This is a genomic window from Polyangium mundeleinium (assembly GCF_028369105.1).
Classification (GTDB): domain Bacteria; phylum Myxococcota_A; class Polyangia; order Polyangiales; family Polyangiaceae; genus Polyangium; species Polyangium mundeleinium.
Window position 1 is genome coordinate 6,005,439 of record NZ_JAQNDO010000001.1, and the last position, 19,548, is coordinate 6,024,986.

At 68.5% G+C, this 19,548-nt stretch carries 15 protein-coding genes; 9 read left to right on the forward strand and 6 right to left on the reverse strand.

Annotation, left to right across the window (positions count from 1 at the left end):
- The first annotated feature begins 143 nt into the window (after nt 1–143).
- The 5 genes from POL67_RS23855 to POL67_RS23875 all read left to right on the forward strand — a co-directional run bounded on the left by POL67_RS23855 (nt 144) and on the right by POL67_RS23875 (nt 9,290).
- Nucleotides 144–692 carry a hypothetical protein gene (locus POL67_RS23855; RefSeq protein ID WP_271920844.1) on the forward strand — a complete coding sequence of 183 codons (549 nt, stop codon included), beginning with the start codon at nt 144–146 and terminating at the stop codon, nt 690–692.
- 83 nt (nt 693–775) lie between these two features.
- A complete protein-coding gene (locus tag POL67_RS23860; protein ID WP_271920846.1) occupies nt 776–1,036 on the forward strand; it encodes a hypothetical protein in 261 nt (86 codons plus the stop codon).
- Nucleotides 1,037–1,149: 113 nt separating this feature from the next.
- Nucleotides 1,150–2,091 carry a DODA-type extradiol aromatic ring-opening family dioxygenase gene (locus POL67_RS23865; protein WP_271920848.1) on the forward strand — a complete coding sequence of 314 codons (942 nt, stop codon included), beginning with the start codon at nt 1,150–1,152 and terminating at the stop codon, nt 2,089–2,091.
- A gap of 73 nt (nt 2,092–2,164) precedes the next feature.
- Nucleotides 2,165–4,210, forward strand: coding sequence for a DUF4215 domain-containing protein (locus POL67_RS23870; protein ID WP_271920850.1), 2,046 nt, complete (start codon nt 2,165–2,167; stop codon nt 4,208–4,210).
- 115 nt (nt 4,211–4,325) lie between these two features.
- A complete protein-coding gene (locus POL67_RS23875; protein WP_271920852.1) occupies nt 4,326–9,290 on the forward strand; it encodes an AAA family ATPase in 4,965 nt (1,654 codons plus the stop codon).
- Here the strand turns inward: POL67_RS23875 and POL67_RS23880 are convergent.
- The 3 genes from POL67_RS23880 to POL67_RS23890 all read right to left on the reverse strand — a co-directional run bounded on the left by POL67_RS23880 (nt 9,277) and on the right by POL67_RS23890 (nt 14,262).
- Nucleotides 9,277–11,328 carry a serine hydrolase domain-containing protein gene (locus POL67_RS23880; protein WP_271920855.1) on the reverse strand — a complete coding sequence of 684 codons (2,052 nt, stop codon included), beginning with the start codon at nt 11,326–11,328 and terminating at the stop codon, nt 9,277–9,279. The two genes, POL67_RS23875 and POL67_RS23880, sit on opposite strands and share 14 nt — an antisense overlap.
- A 39-nt stretch (nt 11,329–11,367) precedes the next feature.
- Nucleotides 11,368–12,921, reverse strand: a complete 1,554-nt coding sequence (locus POL67_RS23885; RefSeq protein ID WP_271920857.1) for a vWA domain-containing protein — start codon at nt 12,919–12,921, stop codon at nt 11,368–11,370.
- Between the two features lie 129 nt (nt 12,922–13,050).
- Nucleotides 13,051–14,262 (reverse strand): S41 family peptidase, encoded by a 1,212-nt coding sequence (locus tag POL67_RS23890; protein WP_271920859.1) that lies wholly within the window; start codon nt 14,260–14,262, stop codon nt 13,051–13,053.
- A 154-nt stretch (nt 14,263–14,416) separates the two neighbouring features.
- Between POL67_RS23890 and POL67_RS23895 the strand changes: the two genes are divergently transcribed.
- The 4 genes from POL67_RS23895 (at nt 14,417) to POL67_RS23910 (ending at nt 16,867) form a co-directional block, all read left to right on the forward strand.
- Nucleotides 14,417–14,752, forward strand: coding sequence for a hypothetical protein (locus tag POL67_RS23895; RefSeq protein ID WP_271920861.1), 336 nt, complete (start codon nt 14,417–14,419; stop codon nt 14,750–14,752).
- A gap of 72 nt (nt 14,753–14,824) precedes the next feature.
- Nucleotides 14,825–15,961 carry an alpha/beta hydrolase family protein gene (locus POL67_RS23900; RefSeq protein WP_271920863.1) on the forward strand — a complete coding sequence of 379 codons (1,137 nt, stop codon included), beginning with the start codon at nt 14,825–14,827 and terminating at the stop codon, nt 15,959–15,961.
- A gap of 94 nt (nt 15,962–16,055) precedes the next feature.
- Entirely contained in the window at nt 16,056–16,589 is a 534-nt protein-coding gene (locus POL67_RS23905) for a hypothetical protein (protein ID WP_271920865.1), read from the forward strand.
- Nucleotides 16,586–16,867: a hypothetical protein gene (locus tag POL67_RS23910; RefSeq protein WP_271920867.1), complete on the forward strand. Its 282-nt coding sequence runs from the start codon at nt 16,586–16,588 to the stop codon at nt 16,865–16,867. Before POL67_RS23905 ends, POL67_RS23910 begins: the two co-directional genes overlap by 4 nt.
- Before the next feature lie 249 nt (nt 16,868–17,116).
- On the opposite strand, the gene POL67_RS23915 is transcribed toward POL67_RS23910, so the two are convergent.
- The 3 genes from POL67_RS23915 to POL67_RS23925 form a co-directional block, all read right to left on the reverse strand.
- Complete coding sequence (locus POL67_RS23915) at nt 17,117–17,593, reverse strand: hypothetical protein (protein WP_271920869.1); 477 nt, start codon at nt 17,591–17,593, stop codon at nt 17,117–17,119.
- Nucleotides 17,594–17,707: 114 nt separating this feature from the next.
- Nucleotides 17,708–18,208: a cupin domain-containing protein gene (locus POL67_RS23920; RefSeq protein ID WP_271920871.1), complete on the reverse strand. Its 501-nt coding sequence runs from the start codon at nt 18,206–18,208 to the stop codon at nt 17,708–17,710.
- Nucleotides 18,209–18,237: 29 nt separating this feature from the next.
- Nucleotides 18,238–19,545 (reverse strand): hydroxyacid-oxoacid transhydrogenase, encoded by a 1,308-nt coding sequence (locus POL67_RS23925; protein WP_271920873.1) that lies wholly within the window; start codon nt 19,543–19,545, stop codon nt 18,238–18,240.
- Between the last annotated feature and the right edge of the window lie 3 nt (nt 19,546–19,548).

Consider the following 19,548-nt stretch of genomic DNA (forward strand, 5'->3'; position numbering starts at 1 on the left):
GCGGAGGCGGAAGCCGGAGGCGCGCCCCGCGGGGGCGATGCGCGCTGCAGCCTCCACCGAAATGTTCCCTCAGAAAAACCTCCGCGTCGCGCGCTTTGTCCTTGAGTTCGGGCGCGGCCCGCCGTTAGAACCTGGGAGGACCCATGATCGGCGCCCCTTCTCTTCCCTCGGGGATCGTGGATGCCGGCCGCGCGAGGCGGTGGGGGAGAACGCGCGCGGGCGTCGTGGTCACCGTGCTCTCGGTCCTCGTGCTCCTCGGCGTCTTCTTCGGCGTCGAGGGAGGCTGCTTTGCCGCGGCCCTCACGCGGGGGATGCACAGCGGGCGCAGGGCCGTGCCGCAGGCGGCGCGGTTCGTGTCCTCGGGCGGGCGTCGCTTCGAGGCCGCGCCTTTGGCGTCGAGCGGGTTGCATCGACATCCGCCGCCAGGCGCGGTGCAAGAGTGGGGGGATCTCCCTTCGCAATCGTCCCTGTTGTCGACCCGCTCCCGCACCTCGGAAGCAAACGCTCCCGCGATCGACCCTCCCACCGGCGCGCTGCCATGGACGTCCACCCGCATCGAAGGGAGGCGCCTCCACGCGGAGGAGCGCGCCCAAGCGCTCGCCCATCGCCGGGAAGAAGCGGGCTGTTTTCTCGAGCGCCGCACGCCGCATCCAGCCCGAGCCCCGCCGCGCCCGTCGCAGGGCTCGACCTGAGCCCAACGGCTGCGGTTTCCACCGTTGAAAGGCGCGCGACGAGCGCCACGTGAGCCCCCGGCCCTGCGCCGCGTGCGGGGCCCATGGCCTTCGTCATGCTCCGCTTGCATTGGCTCGGGAGTGGAACATTGCATGTGCTCGTCCAGATCGAGGGGTTGACCGTCCGTTGCCCGGAGGACGAGGTGGAGCGGGTACGCTCGCTCGTCCGCGCGGCCGACAGGAGCGGCGAGGTCTCTGGAAAGGCCCTCGTCCTCTTGTTTTCGTGGCATCGGGAGCGCCATCGAACCACGTCCCTCACCACCGCGCTCGGGTGGCTCGGGGCCGAGATCGTCGAGAAAACGTAGCGCTCCCGCGTCGATTGGTGCCCGCAGGAGAACAGTGTGTCTCTCCCGCGTGCTCTGGTGCGAACGAGGGCAGGGGTGCATCCTTCCTCGGTCCCATGCGAGGAGATGAGTCGATGAGCCACGAACGAGAAGAGGGCCTCACGCGCCGCCAGGCGATCGTCGCGGGTATCGCCGGAGCGGCGACGATCGCGGCGCTCCCGGGCGCCTTGGGCGGCGCCGCCGCGCCTTCGGCGGACGAGCCCCAGAAGCCTTCGGTGGCAGGGCGTTTGCCGGTGGTGTTCCTGCCGCACGGCGGGGGTCCGTGGCCGTTCGTCGACGTCGGGATGGGCAAGGCGGAGCACGACGAGCTCGCGGGGTACCTGCGCTCGATCCGCGCGCTGCCGGCGGCGCCGCCGAAGGCGTTGCTCGTGATCTCGGCGCACTGGGAGGAGCCGGTGCCGACGGTGATGACGGCCGAGCGACCGCCCATGTTCTACGATTACTACGGCTTCCCGCCCGCGTCGTACACGCTGCAATGGCCGGCGCCCGGCGCCCCGGCGCTCGCGGCGCGCGTGCGTGAGCTCCTCGGCGCAGCGGGGTTTCCGACGGCGGAAAACGCGAAGCGCGGCTTCGATCACGGCACGTTCGTGCCGCTCATGCTCACGTATCCGGACGCGGACGTGCCGACGCTCCAGCTCTCGCTCAAGCTCGGCCTCGACCCGGCCGAGCACCTCGCGATGGGCCGCGCGCTCGCGCCGCTGCGGGACGAGGGCGTGTTCCTCCTCGGCAGCGGCATGACGTATCACAACATGCGGGGCTTCCGGGATCCGGGCGCCGGCGGGGTCTCGGAGGCGTTCGACGCCTGGTTACGCGAGACGATGGCGCTTGCCACGGAGGAGCGGGATGCACGGCTCGCCGCGTGGTCGAGCGCGCCGTCCGCGCGCCTCGCGCACCCGCGGGAGGAGCACCTCTTGCCGCTGATGGTCATCGCCGGCGCGGCGGGCGCCGATCGGGGCACGACGGCGTACAATGGCGCGGTATGGGGGAAACGTTTGTCGGCTTATCACTTCGGCTGAGGCGAAAGGCGCGGGCGGCAGGCGGGCCATTTTTTTCCGCCTCGTGGTGAGGTATCCGCGTAGGATGCGCCTCATGAAGCGTATCTTCGTCGGCATTTCTCTCGGTGGTCTCCTCCTCGTCGGTTGCGGCGACGGCTCCAGCAACAACCCGAACACGAGCACGAGCTCCGGTTCGGGCTCCGGCACCGGCGGCGTCGGCGGCATGGGCGGCACCGGTGGCATCGGCGGTACCGGTGGCGACGGCGGCATCGGCGGTGGCGGAGGCATCGGCGGTGGCACCGGAGGAATGGGCGGCACCGGAGGAATGGGCGGCACCGGAGGAATGGGCGGCACCGGAGGAATGGGCGGCACTGGAGGAATGGGCGGCGTGGGCGGCGCCGGCGGCATGGGCGGCGCGGGTGGGGCAGGGGGCATGGGCGGCGCGGGCGGCTCGGGCGGCTCTCCTGCTTGCGTCGTCGATGGCGTCGTAAACCCCCCGGAGCAGTGCGACGACGGCAACCTCGTCGACGGCGACGGCTGCGATCAGGATTGCACGTTCTCGTGCGTCGACCCTGCGGCCGATTGCCCCGCGGCGCCGCCTTGCCAGCAAAGCGCGTGCATCGCGAACCATACCTGCGTCACCCTCGCTGATTCCGCGCAGAACGGCACCTCGTGTGGCCTGAACGCGACCTGCAAGGACGGCGTCTGCGTGGCCGCCGTCTGCGGCGACGGCGTCGTCCAGAACGGGGAGCAATGTGATTTCGGCGCGGCGAACGGCCCGAATGCGGGGTGCGAGACGAACTGCACGTTCTCGTGCACCACGGGGCCGGACTCCTGCCCCGACGCCGAGACGTGCAACGGCGTCGAGACGTGCACGACCGTGATGAACGGCGCGAACGTCGGGCAGAAGTGCATGCCGGGCGTGCAGGTCCTCGATTGCACGGCGTGCGCCTCGGGCGTCTGCGCCTCCGGCGCCTGCAAGGCGTCCACCTGCGGCGACGGCTGCGTCGACCCCACGATGGGCGAGCAATGCGAGCCGCCGAATACCGTCCTTTGCGACGCGATGTGCAAGACCGTCCCCTTGGCCACGTGCGGCAACGCCATCCGGGAGGTCGGCGAGGATTGCGACGACGGGAACCAGGTCAACCTCGACGGCTGCGACGGGACCTGCAAGTTCGAGCAGGATCTGCGATCGAACTACCTGGTCATGCAGTTCGGCACCGACACCTTCTGCGGGACGGTGAACCAGCTCGGCAAAGCGATCACGGCGGGCGTGGCCGGAAGCCAGCTCCAGACCAACATCGATCAGGGCATCGGCACCGGGACGACGGGCTTCCTCGTCAAGATGTTCGGCCTCGCGAGCCTCGTCGGCGTCGATGATCCGTCGGTCGAGGTCGGCGTCGTGCGCGGCACGCCCGTGGCGGGCGCGGGCTACAGCGGCGCGAATGATCTCGATTGGTGGTACAACACGAACACGGCGACCCTCGACGCGTCCCGGAATCCGCTCGACAAGCTCACCGCCACCATCACCGGCGGCTTCTTGCAGGCGGGGCCGGGCTCGATGACCCTCCCGCTCAATTTCTTCCCGGGCAACGCGACGCTCCTCCGTCTGTCGAGCGCCAAGTTCCGCGTCTCCGTCAATGCTGGCTCGGTGCCGCTCGTCTCGAATGGAACGCCCCCCGGCCACCTCGCCTCCGAGCACCTGAACCCCGCGTTGCAGAGCTTCGCGAGCCTGGGACAAAAAGACGCGACGTTCTCCGGTCTGCTCTGCGGCAACATCACCGCGAGGTCGCTCTCGCAAGCCCCCATTCCGTCGGAGTTCCTCCCCGGCGGCCCGCTGGCGTGCACGCAGGGCTACAGCGCGTCGAATTCGCTCCTCGACGTGCTCGTGACCGGCTGCTCGATCAACCCCTTTGGGTTCCCGATTGTAGCCATCAACGCGACGCAGCCGGACGAGGCCGATCCGGCCGCGCCCGTCGGCGGCGACGGCGCGCCTTACAAGCTGACCGTGAATGCGCAGAAGATCGTGGCGAGCTGCACCGACAAGAACAACGCGTCGGTGAACGTCTCCACCTGCCTCGACGCGGCCGCATATTCGAGTTTCTTCCGCTTCGCGATGGGCCGCGTCATCCTCAAGTGAGACGGACACCACCCCCCTCGGGGGGGATTGTCATGGGCATCCGTGCGTAACTGCACGGGAGGTGGGCAAGATTGGGCTTGGCAGCTACCGAGCGAACGTGGTCTGTTGACACATTATGGCCTACCGTATCGTCGGAGCTGCGATCCACGAAGGCTCGAACACCGTCCTTTATCGTGGGGAGCGGGATGACGACCTCACCCCCGTCGTCATCAAGCTCCCGCGCGGAGACGTCTCCCCGCGGGACATCGAGCGGCTCCGGCACGAATACGCGATCCTGAAGACCCTCGACGCGCCAGGTGTCGTGAAGGCCCTGGCGCTCGAGCCCTCCGAGCGCGGCGTCGCGCTGGTGCTGGAGGCGCTCCCGGGTGAGACGCTCGCTGCGCTCCTCCGCGCGCGGCGCCTCGACGTGACGACGGCGCTCACGATCGCCCACGGCATCGCGGGCATTCTCGGGAGCGTCCACCAGCGCGGGATCGTCCACCGCGACGTGAAGCCGCAAAACATCCTTCATCAACCGGAGACGGGGAGCCTTCACCTCCTCGATTTCGGCCTGGCCATGCGAATGTCGGAGGCGCCCGAGCGCCTCGGCGTGGAAGGTCTGGCGGGGACGCTCGCTTATCTCGCGCCCGAGCAGACGGGCCGCATGAATCGGCCGGTGGATCACCGCGCCGACCTGTATGCATTCGGCGTCACCCTCTACCACATGCTCACCGCGGCGCTGCCGTTCACGACCACCGACCCCGTCGAGCTCGTGCATAGCCACATCGCCCGTGTCCCCATCGCGCCGCGGGAGGTCGACGGGCGTATCCCCGCGGTCGTCTCCGCGCTGGTCATGAAGCTCCTCGCCAAGGCGCCGGAGGATCGATACCAGACCGCTCGTGGCGTCGAGCTCGACCTCGCCGCGTGCCTTCGCCAGCTCGAAGCCACGGGCACCGTCGAGGTGTTTCCGCTCGGCCGCCACGACAGCGCCGCCGAGCTGCACCTCCCGGAGAGGCTTTATGGCCGCGCGGACGAAGAAAGAAGCTTGCGCGACGCATTCGAGCGGGCGCGCGTCGGGCCGGCGGAGCTCGTCCTCCTCGTGGGCCCCTCCGGCGTCGGCAAATCGGCGCTCATCCAGGATTTTCGCCGCAGCCTCCCTCGCGACGGCGCGCGTTTCCTCGCCGGCAAATTTGATCTCCTGAGCCGAGGCGTCCCGTACGGCCCCGTCATTCACGCGTTCCGCGAGCTCTCGCAGCAGCTCCTCGGGGAGAGCGCCGCCGAGCTCGCGTCCTTTCAGGCGCGGCTCTCGCAGACGCTCGCCGGCAATGGGCGGGTCCTCGTGGATCTCGTCCCGGAGCTCGCGACGATCCTGGGCCCGCAGCCCGCGCTCCCGGCCCTCGGGCCGACCGAGTCGCAAAACCGCATGCGCCTCGTGCTCGAGCGCTTCGTGCAGGTCTTCACGAGCCCGGAGCGGCCGCTCGTCCTTTTCTTCGACGATCTCCAGTGGGCCGACGCGGGCACCCTCAAGCTCCTTTGGGTCCTGCTCGCCGATCGGGATTGCCCCGGCCTCTTGATCCTCGGCGCCTACCGCGACAACGAGGTGGACGCGGCGCATCCCTTGACGACGACCCTCACCGCGCTGCGGGACGACGGCGTCGTGGTGCGTGAGATCGGGCTCGGCTCGCTCGGCGTCGAGGAGGTCGCGCATTTGCTCGGCGATGCGCTCGCCGTGGAACCGCTCCGCGCAAGGCCGCTCGCCATGGCCGTCCAGGCGAAGACCCAAGGAAACCCATTTTTCGTGGGCCAGTTCCTGCACGCATTGCACGAAGGTCGGCAGATTCGCTACGACGCCGAGCAGAGCGCCTGGCGCTGGGACATCGAGGCCATCGAGGCGCGCGAGGTCACCGACAACGTCGTGGATCTGATCGTCGGAAACCTCGCGCTGCTCGAAGGCGAAACGCAGCACGTCCTCCGCCTCGCCGCGTGCATCGGGCACAACTTCACGCTGCAAACCCTCTCCACGATCGACGAGTTATCGCCCGACCGGACCGCCGATGCGCTCTTGCCCGCGATCCGCGAGGGGCTCGTGGTGCCGGAGGAGGCAGATCGGTACCGCTTCCTGCACAACCGCGTGCAGCAGGCCGCGTATGCCACGATAGACGAGGCCGACCGGGCCGCGACGCACCTGCGCATCGGGCGGCTCCTCCTCGCGGGAATGGATCCTGGCGCGCCGGATCGGGCCCACTTCGAGATCGCCTTCCACCTCAATCGAGGCGAAGCGCAGATGCAGGACCCTGCCGAGAGGATCTCGCTCGCCGAGCGGAACCTCGACGTCGGCCGCAAAGCCAAGGCGTCGAATGCGTACGAGGCGGCGGCCTACCATTTCCGCATCGGGACGACCCTGCTCCCGGAATCGTCCTGGCAAGACCTCTACGCGCTCACGTTCGCCCTGCACAAGGAGCTCGCGGCGTGTGATTCCCTCTGCGGCAACTTCGATCGCGCCGAGGCCTCGTTCGAGCGCCTCGTGGAGCGGGCCCGGTCCAAGGCCGATCTGGCGAACGTGTTCGCCCTGAAGCTTCAGCTCTACCAGGTCGCGGGCAAGTACGCCGAGGCCGTTGATGTCGGCTTTCGCGCGTTGCGACGCTTCGGCCTCGAGATGCCCGAGACCGACGAAGCCCTGCAGGCGGCGACGACGCGCGAGATGCAGGAGGTCCAGGCGCTCCTCGGCGAGAGGCCCATCGAGGCGCTCCTCGACGCGCCGGTGATGGCCGATCCCGAGCAGATCGCGGTGATGTGCATCCTGAACGAGCTCCTGTCCTGCTCGTACATCGGCCGCCCCGCGGTGTTTCCGCTCAGCGTCATGCGGGCCGTCCGCCATTCGCTCCACCACGGGAATTCACCCGCGTCCAGCTATTCGTATAGTTGCTACGCCGTCCTCCTCGTCACATGGGACCAGATCCCGACCGCCGTCGCGGCCTCCGAGATGGCGATGGCGTTGAACGAGCGCTTCGACGATGCCGCGTCGCGCGGCCGCGTGCTGCACGTGCACGGCAACCACATCCATTTCTGGGTCAACCATTACCGCACCTGTTTCCCCATCGTCGAGCGCGCGTTCGACGCTTGCCTCGCCGTCGGGGAGTTCGTCAACGCGGGCTTCATTGCCCACGCGGTGACGTGGCTCGCCCTGGAGCGGGGGGATGCGCTCGACGACGTCATAAAGTTTTCCGATCGCTTCGCCGCCTTCGCGAAGCGGAGCCGCAACGAGCTCATCCTGCTCGCCATTCAGATCACGCAGCAGTTTGCCCGGACCCTCACGCGCCCCTGGCTCCCGGATCGGCCCCTCGACGACGATCGATTCTGCGGGGACTCCATCCTCGCGACCTTCACGCGCGCCGGCTTCCGCACAGGCATCGCCTTCTACCACATCACGTTGCTGATGCTGCATTACACGGTCGGGCACTACGAGGAGGCGGTGGCCTCGGCCGACCGCGCGCGCGACGTCCTCGACGCCGTGCCGACCCTGCCCATCGAGCCGACGTTTTACCTGTACGAGGCGCTCGCCCTGCTCGCGCGTGGCCCCGCCGGGGACGTGGAGGCCGCGCGGCGGGACCAGACGCGGATCGACACGACCCTCGCCAAACTCGCGCGGTATGCCGAATTCGGCCCGGAGAACTACGAGCACAAACATCTCCTCGTGCGCGCAGAGGCGGCGCGCGTCGCAGGGAGGCACCTCGAAGCGGACGACCTTTACGATCGGGCGATCCTCTCCGCGCGGACCCACGGATTCACGCCGTACGAGGCGCTCGCGAACGAGCTCGCCGGCCGAGCGCTCCTCGCGCGCGGCAGGCAGCTCCTCGCGCCCGTGTACCTACGCGAGGCGCACGCCGCGTACGTTCGCTGGGGCGCGGCGCACAAGGCCGAGCTCCTCACGAAGGAGCACCCGCACATCGTCGCCCACGGCCTCGCGCGTGTACCGGCGACACACGCCTCGGCCAGCACGAGCACCTCCGCGGGCCGGGGCGTGGGCGGAATGGTCGACATGGCCACGGTCTTGCGCCTCGGGCAGGCCCTCGCCGGCGAGATGGAGCTGCCCAAAGTCATCGAGCAGCTCATGCGCATCGTGCTCAGCAATGCAGGCGCCACGCGAGGGGCCCTGATCCTCGACCGGGAAGGCGTGCTGCGGATCGAGGCGACGATCACCCTCGGGCCCGATGTCGTCACGGTAGGCGATCGTGGCCCGATGGATGCTTGCACCGACCTGCCGATCTCGGTGATCCGATATGCGGCGCGCACGCGGGAGGTCGTCGTGCTCGGCGACGCCTCGGCCGATCCGCGCTTCGTGAAGGACGGCTCGTTGCGCGGCCGCGGGCTCCTGTCGATGGTATGCCTCCCGCTCGTGCACCGGCGCCGCCTCGTCGGCTTGCTTTCCCTGGAGAATGGGCTCGTCCGCGACGCCTTCAGCGCCGATCGGGTCGAGTTTCTGGACCTGCTCTGCGCGCAGGCCGCGACCGCGCTGGAGAATGCGCTCCTCGTCGGGCGCCTCCAGGAGGCGAGCCAGGCGCTCCGGCAATCGAATGAGCGGCTCGAAGCGGAGGTCGCCGAGCGAACCCACGATTTGCTCGAGGCCAACACGCAGCTCACGCGCGAGTTCTCCGAGCGAGAACGCGCCGAGCAGGAACGCACAGCGCTTCAAGCGGAAATCATCCGCGTGCAGACCGACCTCCTCGTCGAGCTCTCCACCCCCCTGATTCCCATCACGGACGACATCCTCGTCATGCCGCTCATCGGCGCGATGGATGCGCGGCGCGCCGAGCGGGTCATGGACACGGTCCTGTCCGGTGCGTCCGGGAGCGGGGCCCGGGTGGTGATCATGGATATCACGGGGATGAAGACGGTCGACGAGGCGGCGGCGTCCGCGCTGATTCGCACGGCCTCCGCGTTACGCCTGCTCGGGATGCAGGCGTGGCTGACGGGCGTGCGTCAGGAGGTGGCCCAGACGCTGATTGCCTTGGGGATCGATCTCGGCGGGATTCTCACGTTCGGAAGCCTCAAGCGAGGCGTCGCGCACGCCACGCGCCTCGCGCGCGTCACTTCTCGTTGAACACGTACTCGTGCTGGGCGTCGCGGATGGTCAGCGTCCGCTTTTCGCCGCTGCCGACCACGAAGTCCATCCCGTTCATGCCCGGCACCGTCGTGACGAACGAGATCGTCCCGTCCGGGTTCTTCTTCGAGGCGACCTCGCTCTTCCACTCGCCGAAATCGAAGACCGTCGCGGCGCCCGCGCGGGACACCTTGATGTCGCCGAGCGCTGCGTTCGTGTAATGGGCCGCGAGCTTCGCGGACGCCGCGGCGTCGGCTGGCGACGTGAGCAGCTTGCGCTCGGTGGCCCTGTGCTCGAAGTACATCTTGCCCATCGTCGCGATCTCCGTGTCCGCCTCGGGGCGACCGTCGAAGAGCACTTCGAGCAGCTTGCGCTGGAAGACCGAACGAATGTACCAGCCCGGGTCGCCGTTCGTCAGCACCACGGCGCCGACCCCGTACTCGGGCAGCCACATCATGTCGCTGTGGAACCCGATCATGTCGCCGCCGTGATGCACCACGGTCACGCCCCATTTCTTGTCGACCATCAGGCCCATGCCGTAGGTCGCGTCCGGACTGATGGAGACCTGGGGCGCGCGGCGCGCGAGGAGGACGTCTTTTTCAATGTACTGTTTTCCGTCCGGCAGCTTGCCCTCGGCGAGCTCCATCTGAACGTACTTGAGCACGTCGTTCACCGTGGCCCAGGCGCCACCCGCGGGGCGCACCGGGATGACGGCGTCGTTCACCGCGGCGATGGCCCGCGCCGGTTTGTCGTCCAGGTCCGGCGCGTGCGGCACCGCGTAATTGCCCGTCTGCGCGCGCTTGAAATCGAGCGTGGCCCCCTTCATGCCGAGCGGCTCGAACACGCGCGTGCGCATCGCCTCGTCGTAGGCCTTGCCGAGCTCGAGCTTCGGGAACGCCACGTGCCCGCCGATGAACCCCGCCGCGGCGGCCAGCGGATTCGAATACTGGAAGAGCTCGCCGAATTTGCTGGTCGGCTGCATCGTCCCGAGCGTGGCGAGCGCGCCGTCGGGCGTCAGGCCCTGGAACTGGAAGATCCATTCGAGATCCTGCCGCGGCAGCCCCGTGCAAGCGCAGATCAAATGCTTCACGAGCACGCGGCTCGTCGTGTCCTGATCCCCGAGCTTGAACGAAGGCAAGAGCCCCGTCGCCGCGGTCTCCCACGTGAGCTTCTTTTCCTCGACGAGCTTCGCGAGCATCAGCGTCGTCATCGCTTTCGTGTTCGACGCGATGATGTACTTCGTGTCCGCGTCCACGGCCGGCTTCTTGCCGATCTCGCGTACGCCGAACCCGCCGGCGAACACCACCTTGCCCCCCTGGATGAGGCCGACCGAGACGCCCGGCACGCCGAGCTTTTGCTGCGCGGTCTCGACGAACTTCCCGAGCGCGGCGATACGCGCCGCATCGAGCGTATTCGCGGTTTTGCCCGCGAACGACTCGCGCGCCTTTCCCTTGGGCAAGAGGCGCCCATAAATCTGCGAGACCTGCGCGCCGCGCTTCTCGCCGACGGCGTCATCCATGTCGTAGATCACGACGGTCCACGTGTCGTTCGCGAACCGGGTCATCGCGCTGACGCCGCGCTTCTCGTTGGGCGAGGTCTGGTAGTCGTAAATGCGAACGCGGGTCCAGCCGTCCTTGTCGGGGGCGTCGATCGTCGGCCTCAGCGGCCATTTCACCTCGGCGCCATAAGCGGCCCACGCGAGCGCGACGGCGGCGTCCGCGTCCTTGGCCTGCACGTCGACGAGCGCGATCCGGGAGCCCGCCTCGGGGGCTTCGAGGATCGTGGCCTGCCCCTTCACGGTCATCTTCCAGCCGCTCGGCGCGATGAACGTGTTTCCAGCCACCGTGGTCTTCGGTGTATCCGCGGCGAGCCGCTCGCTCGCGACCGCCTGCGGGGCCGGGGCCTCGGGCGCGGGCGCGGCCGAGGCGGTGGGCGTGGACGACGGGGCCGGCTCCGCGGGCGTCGGGACCGTGGGCTCTGGGGAAGACGCACAGGCGGCCAGCGTGAGGAGCGCAAAAACGGGTAGGGACGAACGCATGGCGCGCAACCTACACGCGCGCGCTGGGCGGGGAAAGTGCTATTCTCGGCGCGTCTCGGGGAGCGCGTATTCGAGCAAGATTGCGCCGCCCTCCTCGGTGAAGAACAACGTCTTCAGATCGATCAGGCTCCGCGTGGGCTGCGCTCCGGCCTCCGTCGTGACGCCGTAGGTGCGCAGGAGCTCGACGCCGAGATCCTGCACGAGCGCCTCGACGTTGAATTCGTAGGCGACGGGCGTCACGAGGTAGTTGAACGCCTTGAAATAGCGGAGCATGTCCTCGCCCGATTGCACGAACATGTAATTGCCGCCCCGGCTGTTCGAGATCGCGTGGATCACCGACTGGTGGAAGTTTTCCCCGAGCCCGAGCGCGGTCAGGCCGATGCGCCGGCTCGCCTGCTCGGTCACGAGCCGCTGGAGCGAGGAGGTATCCGTCACGCCGGTGTTGAGCCCTGCGTCCGAGATGAGGAGCACGCGGTGCTCGTAGCCCGCCAGGCGGTCCACGTTTTCTCCGACGAGCTTGAATCCATCACGCAGGCCGGCTTCCAGGTTCGTCGAGCCGCGCGTCTGGAGCGCCTTCACCTTCGTGAGGAGCGCCTGCTTGTCGCGCACGGGCGCGGGCCGGACGAGGATCTCGCTGTTCGTGTCGAACAGGACGATCGACAGCATATCGGCCTCGTCGAGCTCCTGGATCGTCTGGACGAGCGCGTCCTTGGCCCATTCGAGCCGCGACTTTTCGGTGGCGTCCGTGGCGCCCATCGAGCCGCTGACGTCGAGCACGACCGCGAGGTTCAGCGGATCGCGCTGGAAGGTCTCGGCCGTCATCGAGGAGCTCATGCCGAGCTGCACGTACAGCCTGCGTTTCTCGGAATCGACGGCCACGGCCGGATCGACACAAACGAGGTCCCGGCACGCCTCGGCGCGCGTGAGCGGCAGGGAAAACTCGCGCAAGAACCCCTCGACGGTGAGCACGGCGGCCTTGGGCACGCTTCCATCCCGCACGATCTTGCGGTAATACCCGAATCCCTGCGCACCGCCGCCGCCCAGGGCGAGCCCACCCCCGGGCGCTGCCGCCCGCGCGGCAACCCGCACCCCGTACCACGGCAATGGCGTCGGAGGCGAATACCCGCCGATCGGGGGCTCTGCTTTCTGCATGTTCGCCGCGAGCGCGCGCGCGAGGTCCAGGACTTCCATGACGTCCTGATCCGCGCGGAGGCGCGGATTTGCCAGGATCCGGGCATCCAGGGTCTGGATTTCGGCGCGCAACGCGGAAGCGACGGCCCTGCGGGGCGCGGTGCAAACGGGGAAGATGCTTCGGTCGCGGGGGCGAACGGGCTCGGTGCAGGCTTCCTGGTATCGACCGAGGAAATCCACGACGCTCTGCGCGGTCTGCGCCAGGAAAATCGTCTTTTCGATGCCGGGATCGGTGGCGGTGAGCCCGGGGGCGCCGAGAGCCGGGATGTCGAGGGAGCGGGAACCGGACTCGGTGCGTGCATTGTCTGCGCGCTCGTAACGCCAGGAGACGTCGACACGGGGAGCCGCGAGGGCTGGCCGCGCAAAAAGGACCAGCGTGGCGAGGAGCAAGAGGATTTGCATGGAAACCTCCTTCCCGGGCCGAGCCCGGGTGCGGGGAGGAAGCAAGAGGGGCGCCCACGGGGAAGGGGGGCGAAGGCGGAGTCCAGCAGGAAGCTTTTGCCTGAAGAATCGATACCGCGCGGAGACGGCTCAATGCGAGGACGCCGCGAGGATCTCGAGCGCGCGCGCCAGGATCACGTCCTCGCCCGGCGCGTCGTGGCCGACGAGGTCGACGCGTTCGGGCGGGAGCCAGCGGTGCCGCGGAGTGCCATCGATATGGAAGAGCCGCTCGACCGGGATCGCGAAACGAATCCCGCTTTGGTTCAGGGTGGATGACGTGATGGCGCCCTTGAGCCCGGCCATGGCCGTGCCGACCACGACGCCGCGGCGCATCCCGTCGACGCCGATGGCCATGCCCTCGCCCATGCTCCCTGTCCAGTGATCGACGAGCACGGCGAGCGGCTTTTCGTACGTGAAGGGGCCGCGCGGGAGCACGTATTGGACCCACACCCGGCTCCGCCCCTGCCAGCCGACGCCCGGCAATTCGTGCTTCTGGTAGGGCAGGGGCTCCCGCACGAAGCGCCCGAGCAGCGCCTCGGCAATGGCGCTGTTGCCGCCGCTCGGGGTATCCCGCAAGTCCAGGATGAACGCGCGGCAATCGGCGAGCGCGGCGAGCGCGGCGTCGAACGCAGGGACGAGCGCGTCGTCGCCGAGGGAATTGTGGATCCGGAGATAACCGACGCCGCCCGCGAGCCTTCGCTGCTCGAGCGGCCCGTCGCCGGACGGGACCTCGGGGGCGCCGAGCTCGACATCACGTGGACCTTGGGCGGTCGCGATGCGGAGCCGTCGCCGTTCGTCATGGCGGCCGGCGAGGAGGCTGCGCAGCGCCCATGCATGCGCCGTGGGGTCGGTGCTCGCCGTCGCTGTCCCCAGCCGCTCCGTGATGGCCCGCGCGACGGGGACGCCGCCGATTGCAAGGATCTCCTGGCCCGCTCGCAGGCCCGCCTGCGCCGCGGCGCTGCCCGGCCGGACCTGCGTGACGATCGCGCGCGTTCCCTCGAGCTCGGCCCACAGATCCGCGCCGCTCGGCACGAGGCGAAAGGAATGCGCGGTATTGGTGCCGAGATGCGCATGGGCGTCGTGCAGCTCCTCGAGCACGAGCTCGAAGAGGGCGATCCGCTCCGCTTTGGTGCGGACCTCGGCGGCGCGCGCGGCGTGCCTTCGGCGCACGGCGTCCCAGTCGATCGACGACTCCGCGAAATAGCCGTAGTTCTCGCGGATCGCCATCACGAGCTGATCGACGTCCGCCGCGACCCCACGCGGCGCCGAGGCGCAACCCGAGAGCGCAGCGAGGAGAGCCATGGCGAATGGGACGGCAAAACCGCGCATACCGGCGCGAACCTAGCCGAGCGTTCGCCCATCCGCAACCGGCCCCGGGGAAAACCACCGCTCGGGAGCACGTTTTTGCTGCGCGAGCGATTGAACCCGACTCATACTTCACGCAGGCAAGATGCGCATGTTATCCCTCAGCGACCTCGAGACCGCCGATCCGAGCACGGACCCGCAGTCGATTGTGTTCCCGTTCGATTCCGCGCGCGCGAGCGGACCAGGGGACCTGGTGATGCTTGCCGGTCCCGCGGCGATGGATCTCTTCGTGCTCGCCTTGCTGACGCTCGTTCGACGTTTTGGAGAGCCCGACTTCCCAACCGTCAGATGTCCCACTCCCTCGACGTCCGCCGCGCCGGAGCTGTGCAGCGCGGCGTGGGACTTCGACTACCACCGCGTGGTTTTGCGCGTCGTCCCGAACCCGGATGGATTCGCATCGTTCACGGTACAATTCTTTCGCGTCTGACGGAACGTAGGGAGAGACCGCCCAGCATGGCGTAGGCTCGACGAAAAGCACCAAGGGTACAGGCCCCCAACGATGCAGCAGGCGACCCCCACAGACGACATCGATCGCGAAGCGGCCGCCATCAAGCCGCCTGGGCGCATGCGTATTGTCGGGTGGATTCTCGGCGCCATCTCCATGGTCGTGTTGGCTCCGGTGCTGATCCTCTTCGTCGCGGCAAACGGCGTGACGACGTCCACCTTGGCCCTCGGGGCCCTGTTGGTAGCGATCGGCCTGATGACCATGGTACGGATTCCGCCCCGCGGATCCAGGCGGGTCGCACTGCTCACGGCCGCAGCGCTGTGCTTGGTGAGTGTCTCGATATTCGTCATTGCAAGACTCTGTGCCGTACCTCCGCCCCAGGAGTTTCACTTCGCCGAGAACGGTCGTCGCAATGCGCCCCCTCCATGGCCCAGCCGGCTCGTGGACGAGCGGGAAACGGTCCTGACTGGGTTGTACTTCTCGGACCTGCTGGGGCTCGTCAAGGGTCCCGAGACGGAGCACCTCGACCAGCTACTTCGCAATGCCTACGCGGCATCATCGCCTCCGTGGCCCAATGCTGTCCTCATCGCGTCGTCCTCCGACGCTTCGAGACATCTCGAGCATGTTCCAAGGGGCTCCACGGCCGTCCCATGTATCGTGTTCCTCCACGGCTTCGGCGGTCAGCTCACCGCGTACCTACGGGTGCTCCACCAGGCGTTCGGCGACCGGTTCGCCATCGTTGCGCCTTTCCTCGACTCCACGGGGGCCTTCTGGACACCACACGGCAAGGCGGTGGTCAGCGCTCTCGTCACGAAGCACTTGCCCCCCGAGGTCGATCGCTCGCGTGTCTTCCTCGTCGGTCTGTCGAATGGCGCCGTCGGCGCAACGGCAATCCTGCAAGATCCAGATCTATCACGGCACTTCCGGGGGTTCGTTCTCGTTTCCGGGATCGGTGAGGTCGCGCAGCCGAACGCGGGGGCGAACGTCCTTCTGATGGCAGGTTCCGACGACGCGCGGTTTCCGCTGCACGACATCCAGAGCGCCGCCGAAACGCTGCGTGGGCGTGTCGCTCGGGTCGAGATGGAAACGTTTCCGGCAGACCATTTTCTGTGGTTGAGCCACGCCCGAGAAATGACAACGACCATGAATCATTGGCTCTCGTCGCAGTTGGAGGAAGGACAATGCCCATGATGGAAGCGCTGGAGGGCCCATCGCTGACGTGCGGGGCGCCTCCTGGGGGACGCGCCTTTGCCAGCAGCACGCGAGCCGTGGTATCTTCGCGGACATGAGCTTACTTCGACCATGGTCTACGCCTCGCATCCGGCAGCTTGGGCGGCTCGCCCTGCTCCCAATCATCATCTTCGCTGGCTCGTGCTACCAGGGCCCGAGCTGCAACCTCAACTTCGACAACTGCCACGGCGACGCAGAGTGCGGGCCGGGGCTCATCTGCGCCCAGGACACGTTCTCGCTCGGCCTCGCGTGTATCGCTGCGACGGAGTGCGATACCAACGCGGATTGCCCGGGCGGGGCGCTCTGCATCCAGCGCACCACGATGCCCCCCGACAATCCCTTCGGGAGCGAATCGCCCGGCAAGAAGGTCTGTAACTGCGGCTCGTTCTGCAACGGCGGCGTCGGAGGTTTTGGTGGCGCCGGAGGCGAAGGCGGAGTCGGAGGTGAAGGCGGAATCGGAGGCGCTGGCGGAATCGGAGGCGCTGGCGGAATCGGCGGCGCTGGCGGACTCGGCGGCGCGGGTGGAATCGGGGGCGCGGGCGGAATCGGGGGCGCGGGTGGCGCCGGTGGAATGGGAGGTAACAATTGAAGCGCGTTCTTTTCGTGGCGCTCGGCCTCGTGATGCTGAGCCTGGGCTGTCAGAACACGGTCGATGGCGTCTGCGAGGACCTCGGCGAATGCCCCGACGTGGTCCCGGACCGTTGCCTCTCCGATGGGCGTGCGCTTCAGTCGTCCGCGGAGTCGCGCGGCTGTGACGAGCCGTTCGAGGAGTACATCGATTGCGTGGCGGGCGCGAGGTGCTCCTGGGTGCAGTCCTGCCAGGTGGAGCGCTCCGCCCTGGAGTCTTGCGCCGGCTCGTTCCCGTAGCCGCGAGCCCTGGCTTCGGGGCGGTCGCGACGGTCTCCCGAGGGGTCGCCTCGTGTCGACTCCCGCCGGTCCTCGTGGACCGAGGGGGTCGCCTCGCGTCGACCCCCGCCGGTCATCGTGGCATGAAGGGGTCGCCTCGCGTCGACCCTCGCCGGTCCTCGTGAGCCGAGGGGGTCGAGACGCGTCGACTCCTGCCGGTCATCGTGGGCGTTGGGAGGACGATGGGGGGAGGGAATCGCTCCCAGGAAACTAGAGCGCCTTCGGCGCGAGCACGCGGCAGAGCTTGGCGACCTCGTCCCGTCGCTCGGGCTTCGCCGCCTTGATGGTGCAATGCAGCCAGTCCTTGCCGATCGGATAGGCGTACTCCGCCACGTAAAAGCTCTGGATCTCGTTCTTGTACGAGCCCTCGCGCGCCACGGAGCCGTCGGGGTTCTTCTCGTTCTTGTCGAGCTTGACGTCCTTGGCGCCGGGGGGCGCGATATCGCCCATGGGCGGGACGGGCGTCACGGCGAGGAGCATCCCGTCGAGCTTCGCGTTCTTGCCCTTCTCGACGACGTGGAAGCCCGACGCGCTCGCATCCGCGATCGTCATGTTTCCGGGGATCGCGACCTCGCACTTCGCCTCCGGCACCTGCACGCGGACGAGGGCCTCTTCGCCTTTGCCACACCCCGTGAGGGCAGCGGCGACGACGAACATGGATGCGGCGGCATGGATCGAGCTCTTCATGGGGGGTAGCGGTTCCTTTCCCTGCTTCGTGGGGGACGCGGCGGCCTCGTAGCAGACCCCCAGGAGCAAGGGAACAGGAATTTTGTGGTCCAGGTGCGACGCGCCGCCGGTCCTCTACGGCTCCCCGTCCCAGTAATCGACCGACGCCTCCTTACGCTGCACCACGCGGAAGGCCCCGGGCTTTGCCTCGGCCTTCGCGAGGTACTTGCCCGAATCGGGGTACTCGCAGATCTCGGGGTACTCCATCGTGCTGATCGACAGGTATTTGAGCGGCGCGTTCGATGTATTCAGGATCTGGTGCGGGTATTCGGGGCCCGGCGGGATGAAGATCACGTCGCCGGCCACGATCGGCAAATGTTCGCCCGCCACGCGCAGCGTGCCTTCGCCTTCGAGGACGATGAACATCTCCTCCTGCGTGTAGTGGTAATGGTAGGGGCAGCCGCGGCCGCCCGGGGGCATGATGTCGATCGAGGCGCCGAGCTTCTTTGCCGCCGTGCCCGGGGCGAGGCCGGCGAACGAGGTGTCGTACAGCGGCGCGCGCTGGAAACGTTCGAGGGGCGCCGTGTTGAAGTTGCGAATCAGGCGCTGTCGCAGGTCCGTGGCTTGGTCACTCATGGCGGCGCCGAGGCTAGCACGCCTCGGCTTCACCAATAAGCAAACGCCCCCCGGAAGAGCCCGCGCAGCACATCCTCGTCCACCGCGCACGGCGCATTCGACACGAGCCGCGCCTGCACGATCGTCCCGGCTGCAAGCGCGTCCACGTCCGTTTCCCCGTATCCGACCCCGGAGAGCCCATTCGGCACGCCGGCGGCCCGCATCATCCCGCCGAGGTGTGTCGCCAGCACCTCGCCCGCGTCCTCCGGCCCCGCACCGCGTACGTCCGCGCCGAGCCGCGCCGCGGCGTCCAGGTGCCGCGCGGGGCTCGTCTTCGCGAGCGCGCGGAACACCGCCGGCGCATTCACCACGACCGACACCCCGTGCGGCACGAGCGGCTCGCCTTCGGGATATCCCGGCATCGTGAACGAGCGGCACAGGCCCGAGACCGCGTACGACATCGCATGCGGCAAATGCACGCCCGCATTGCCGAACGCGATGCCCGCGAGCGTCGCAGCCCACGCCATTCCCTCGCGCGCCTCCTCGTCCTCCGCATCGGAGACGGCGCGGAGCAGGTAACGCCCCGCGAGCTCCAGCGCGCTCTTGCAGCCCATGTCGCTCCACGGGTTCGCCCCCTGGCTCATCGGCCGCTTGCTCGCCTCCGGCGCCCGCGGCCGCGTCGAATAGGGCCGCGCCGTGTACGATTCGAGCGCGTGCGTCACCACGTCGAACCCGCTCGCCGCGACCACGCTCTTCGGCATCGTCCGCGTGGCCCATGGATCCACGATCGCCCGGGTCGGGCGGAGTTTTCGGGAGGCAATGCCCGTCTTCGCCTTGCGGCCCGTGTCGTCGAAGACCGCGATCCCCGTGCATTCGGCGCCCGTGCCGGTCGTCGTCGGGCAAGCGATGTGCGGGGGCAGGGGACCCGGGACCTCGCGGCCCTCGCCGATCGGGCGGTTCACGTACGCATAAAAATCGGCCGGGTAGGTCGCATAAAGCAAGGCGGCCTTGCACGTATCGATGACCGATCCGCCGCCGACCGAGACGTACCCGTCGAACCGGCCTTCCGCGGCGAACCGCGCCGCCTCGGCGAACGAACGATCCGTCGGCTCGACGTGCACCGTGTCGTACACCACGACGTCCACGCCCGCGCGCCCGAGCGAGCGACGCGCCTCCGCGACGGGCGCGAGCTCTGCGAGCCGCGCATCCGTGAAGAGCGCGACGCGACGCAGGCCGAGCGCTGCGGCCTCCTCGCCGACCTCCGCGAGCGCGCCCGGTCCGAACGTGACAGCCGACGCGTCCATCGAGAACGCCGCGTCGCCGCCCTCGATCAGCGCATAACCGAGGCAATACCCCATCGC

Bases quoted from the DNA above. Each gene is read 5' to 3' on its own strand.
- POL67_RS23855 (WP_271920844.1), top strand. From the start codon at position 144: ATGATCGGCGCCCCTTCTCTTCCCTCGGGGATCGTGGATGCCGGCCGC.
- POL67_RS23905 (WP_271920865.1), top strand. From the start codon at position 16,056: ATGAGCTTACTTCGACCATGGTCTACGCCTCGCATCCGGCAGCTTGGG.
- POL67_RS23895 (WP_271920861.1), top strand. From the start codon at position 14,417: ATGTTATCCCTCAGCGACCTCGAGACCGCCGATCCGAGCACGGACCCG.
- POL67_RS23890 (WP_271920859.1), bottom strand. From the start codon at position 14,262: ATGGCTCTCCTCGCTGCGCTCTCGGGTTGCGCCTCGGCGCCGCGTGGG.
- POL67_RS23870 (WP_271920850.1), top strand. From the start codon at position 2,165: ATGAAGCGTATCTTCGTCGGCATTTCTCTCGGTGGTCTCCTCCTCGTC.
- POL67_RS23875 (WP_271920852.1), top strand. From the start codon at position 4,326: ATGGCCTACCGTATCGTCGGAGCTGCGATCCACGAAGGCTCGAACACC.
- POL67_RS23865 (WP_271920848.1), top strand. From the start codon at position 1,150: ATGAGCCACGAACGAGAAGAGGGCCTCACGCGCCGCCAGGCGATCGTC.
- POL67_RS23860 (WP_271920846.1), top strand. From the start codon at position 776: ATGGCCTTCGTCATGCTCCGCTTGCATTGGCTCGGGAGTGGAACATTG.
- POL67_RS23885 (WP_271920857.1), bottom strand. From the start codon at position 12,921: ATGCAAATCCTCTTGCTCCTCGCCACGCTGGTCCTTTTTGCGCGGCCA.
- POL67_RS23880 (WP_271920855.1), bottom strand. From the start codon at position 11,328: ATGCGTTCGTCCCTACCCGTTTTTGCGCTCCTCACGCTGGCCGCCTGT.
- POL67_RS23915 (WP_271920869.1), bottom strand. From the start codon at position 17,593: ATGAAGAGCTCGATCCATGCCGCCGCATCCATGTTCGTCGTCGCCGCT.
- POL67_RS23925 (WP_271920873.1), bottom strand. From the start codon at position 19,545: ATGGGGTATTGCCTCGGTTATGCGCTGATCGAGGGCGGCGACGCGGCG.
- POL67_RS23920 (WP_271920871.1), bottom strand. From the start codon at position 18,208: ATGAGTGACCAAGCCACGGACCTGCGACAGCGCCTGATTCGCAACTTC.
- POL67_RS23900 (WP_271920863.1), top strand. From the start codon at position 14,825: ATGCAGCAGGCGACCCCCACAGACGACATCGATCGCGAAGCGGCCGCC.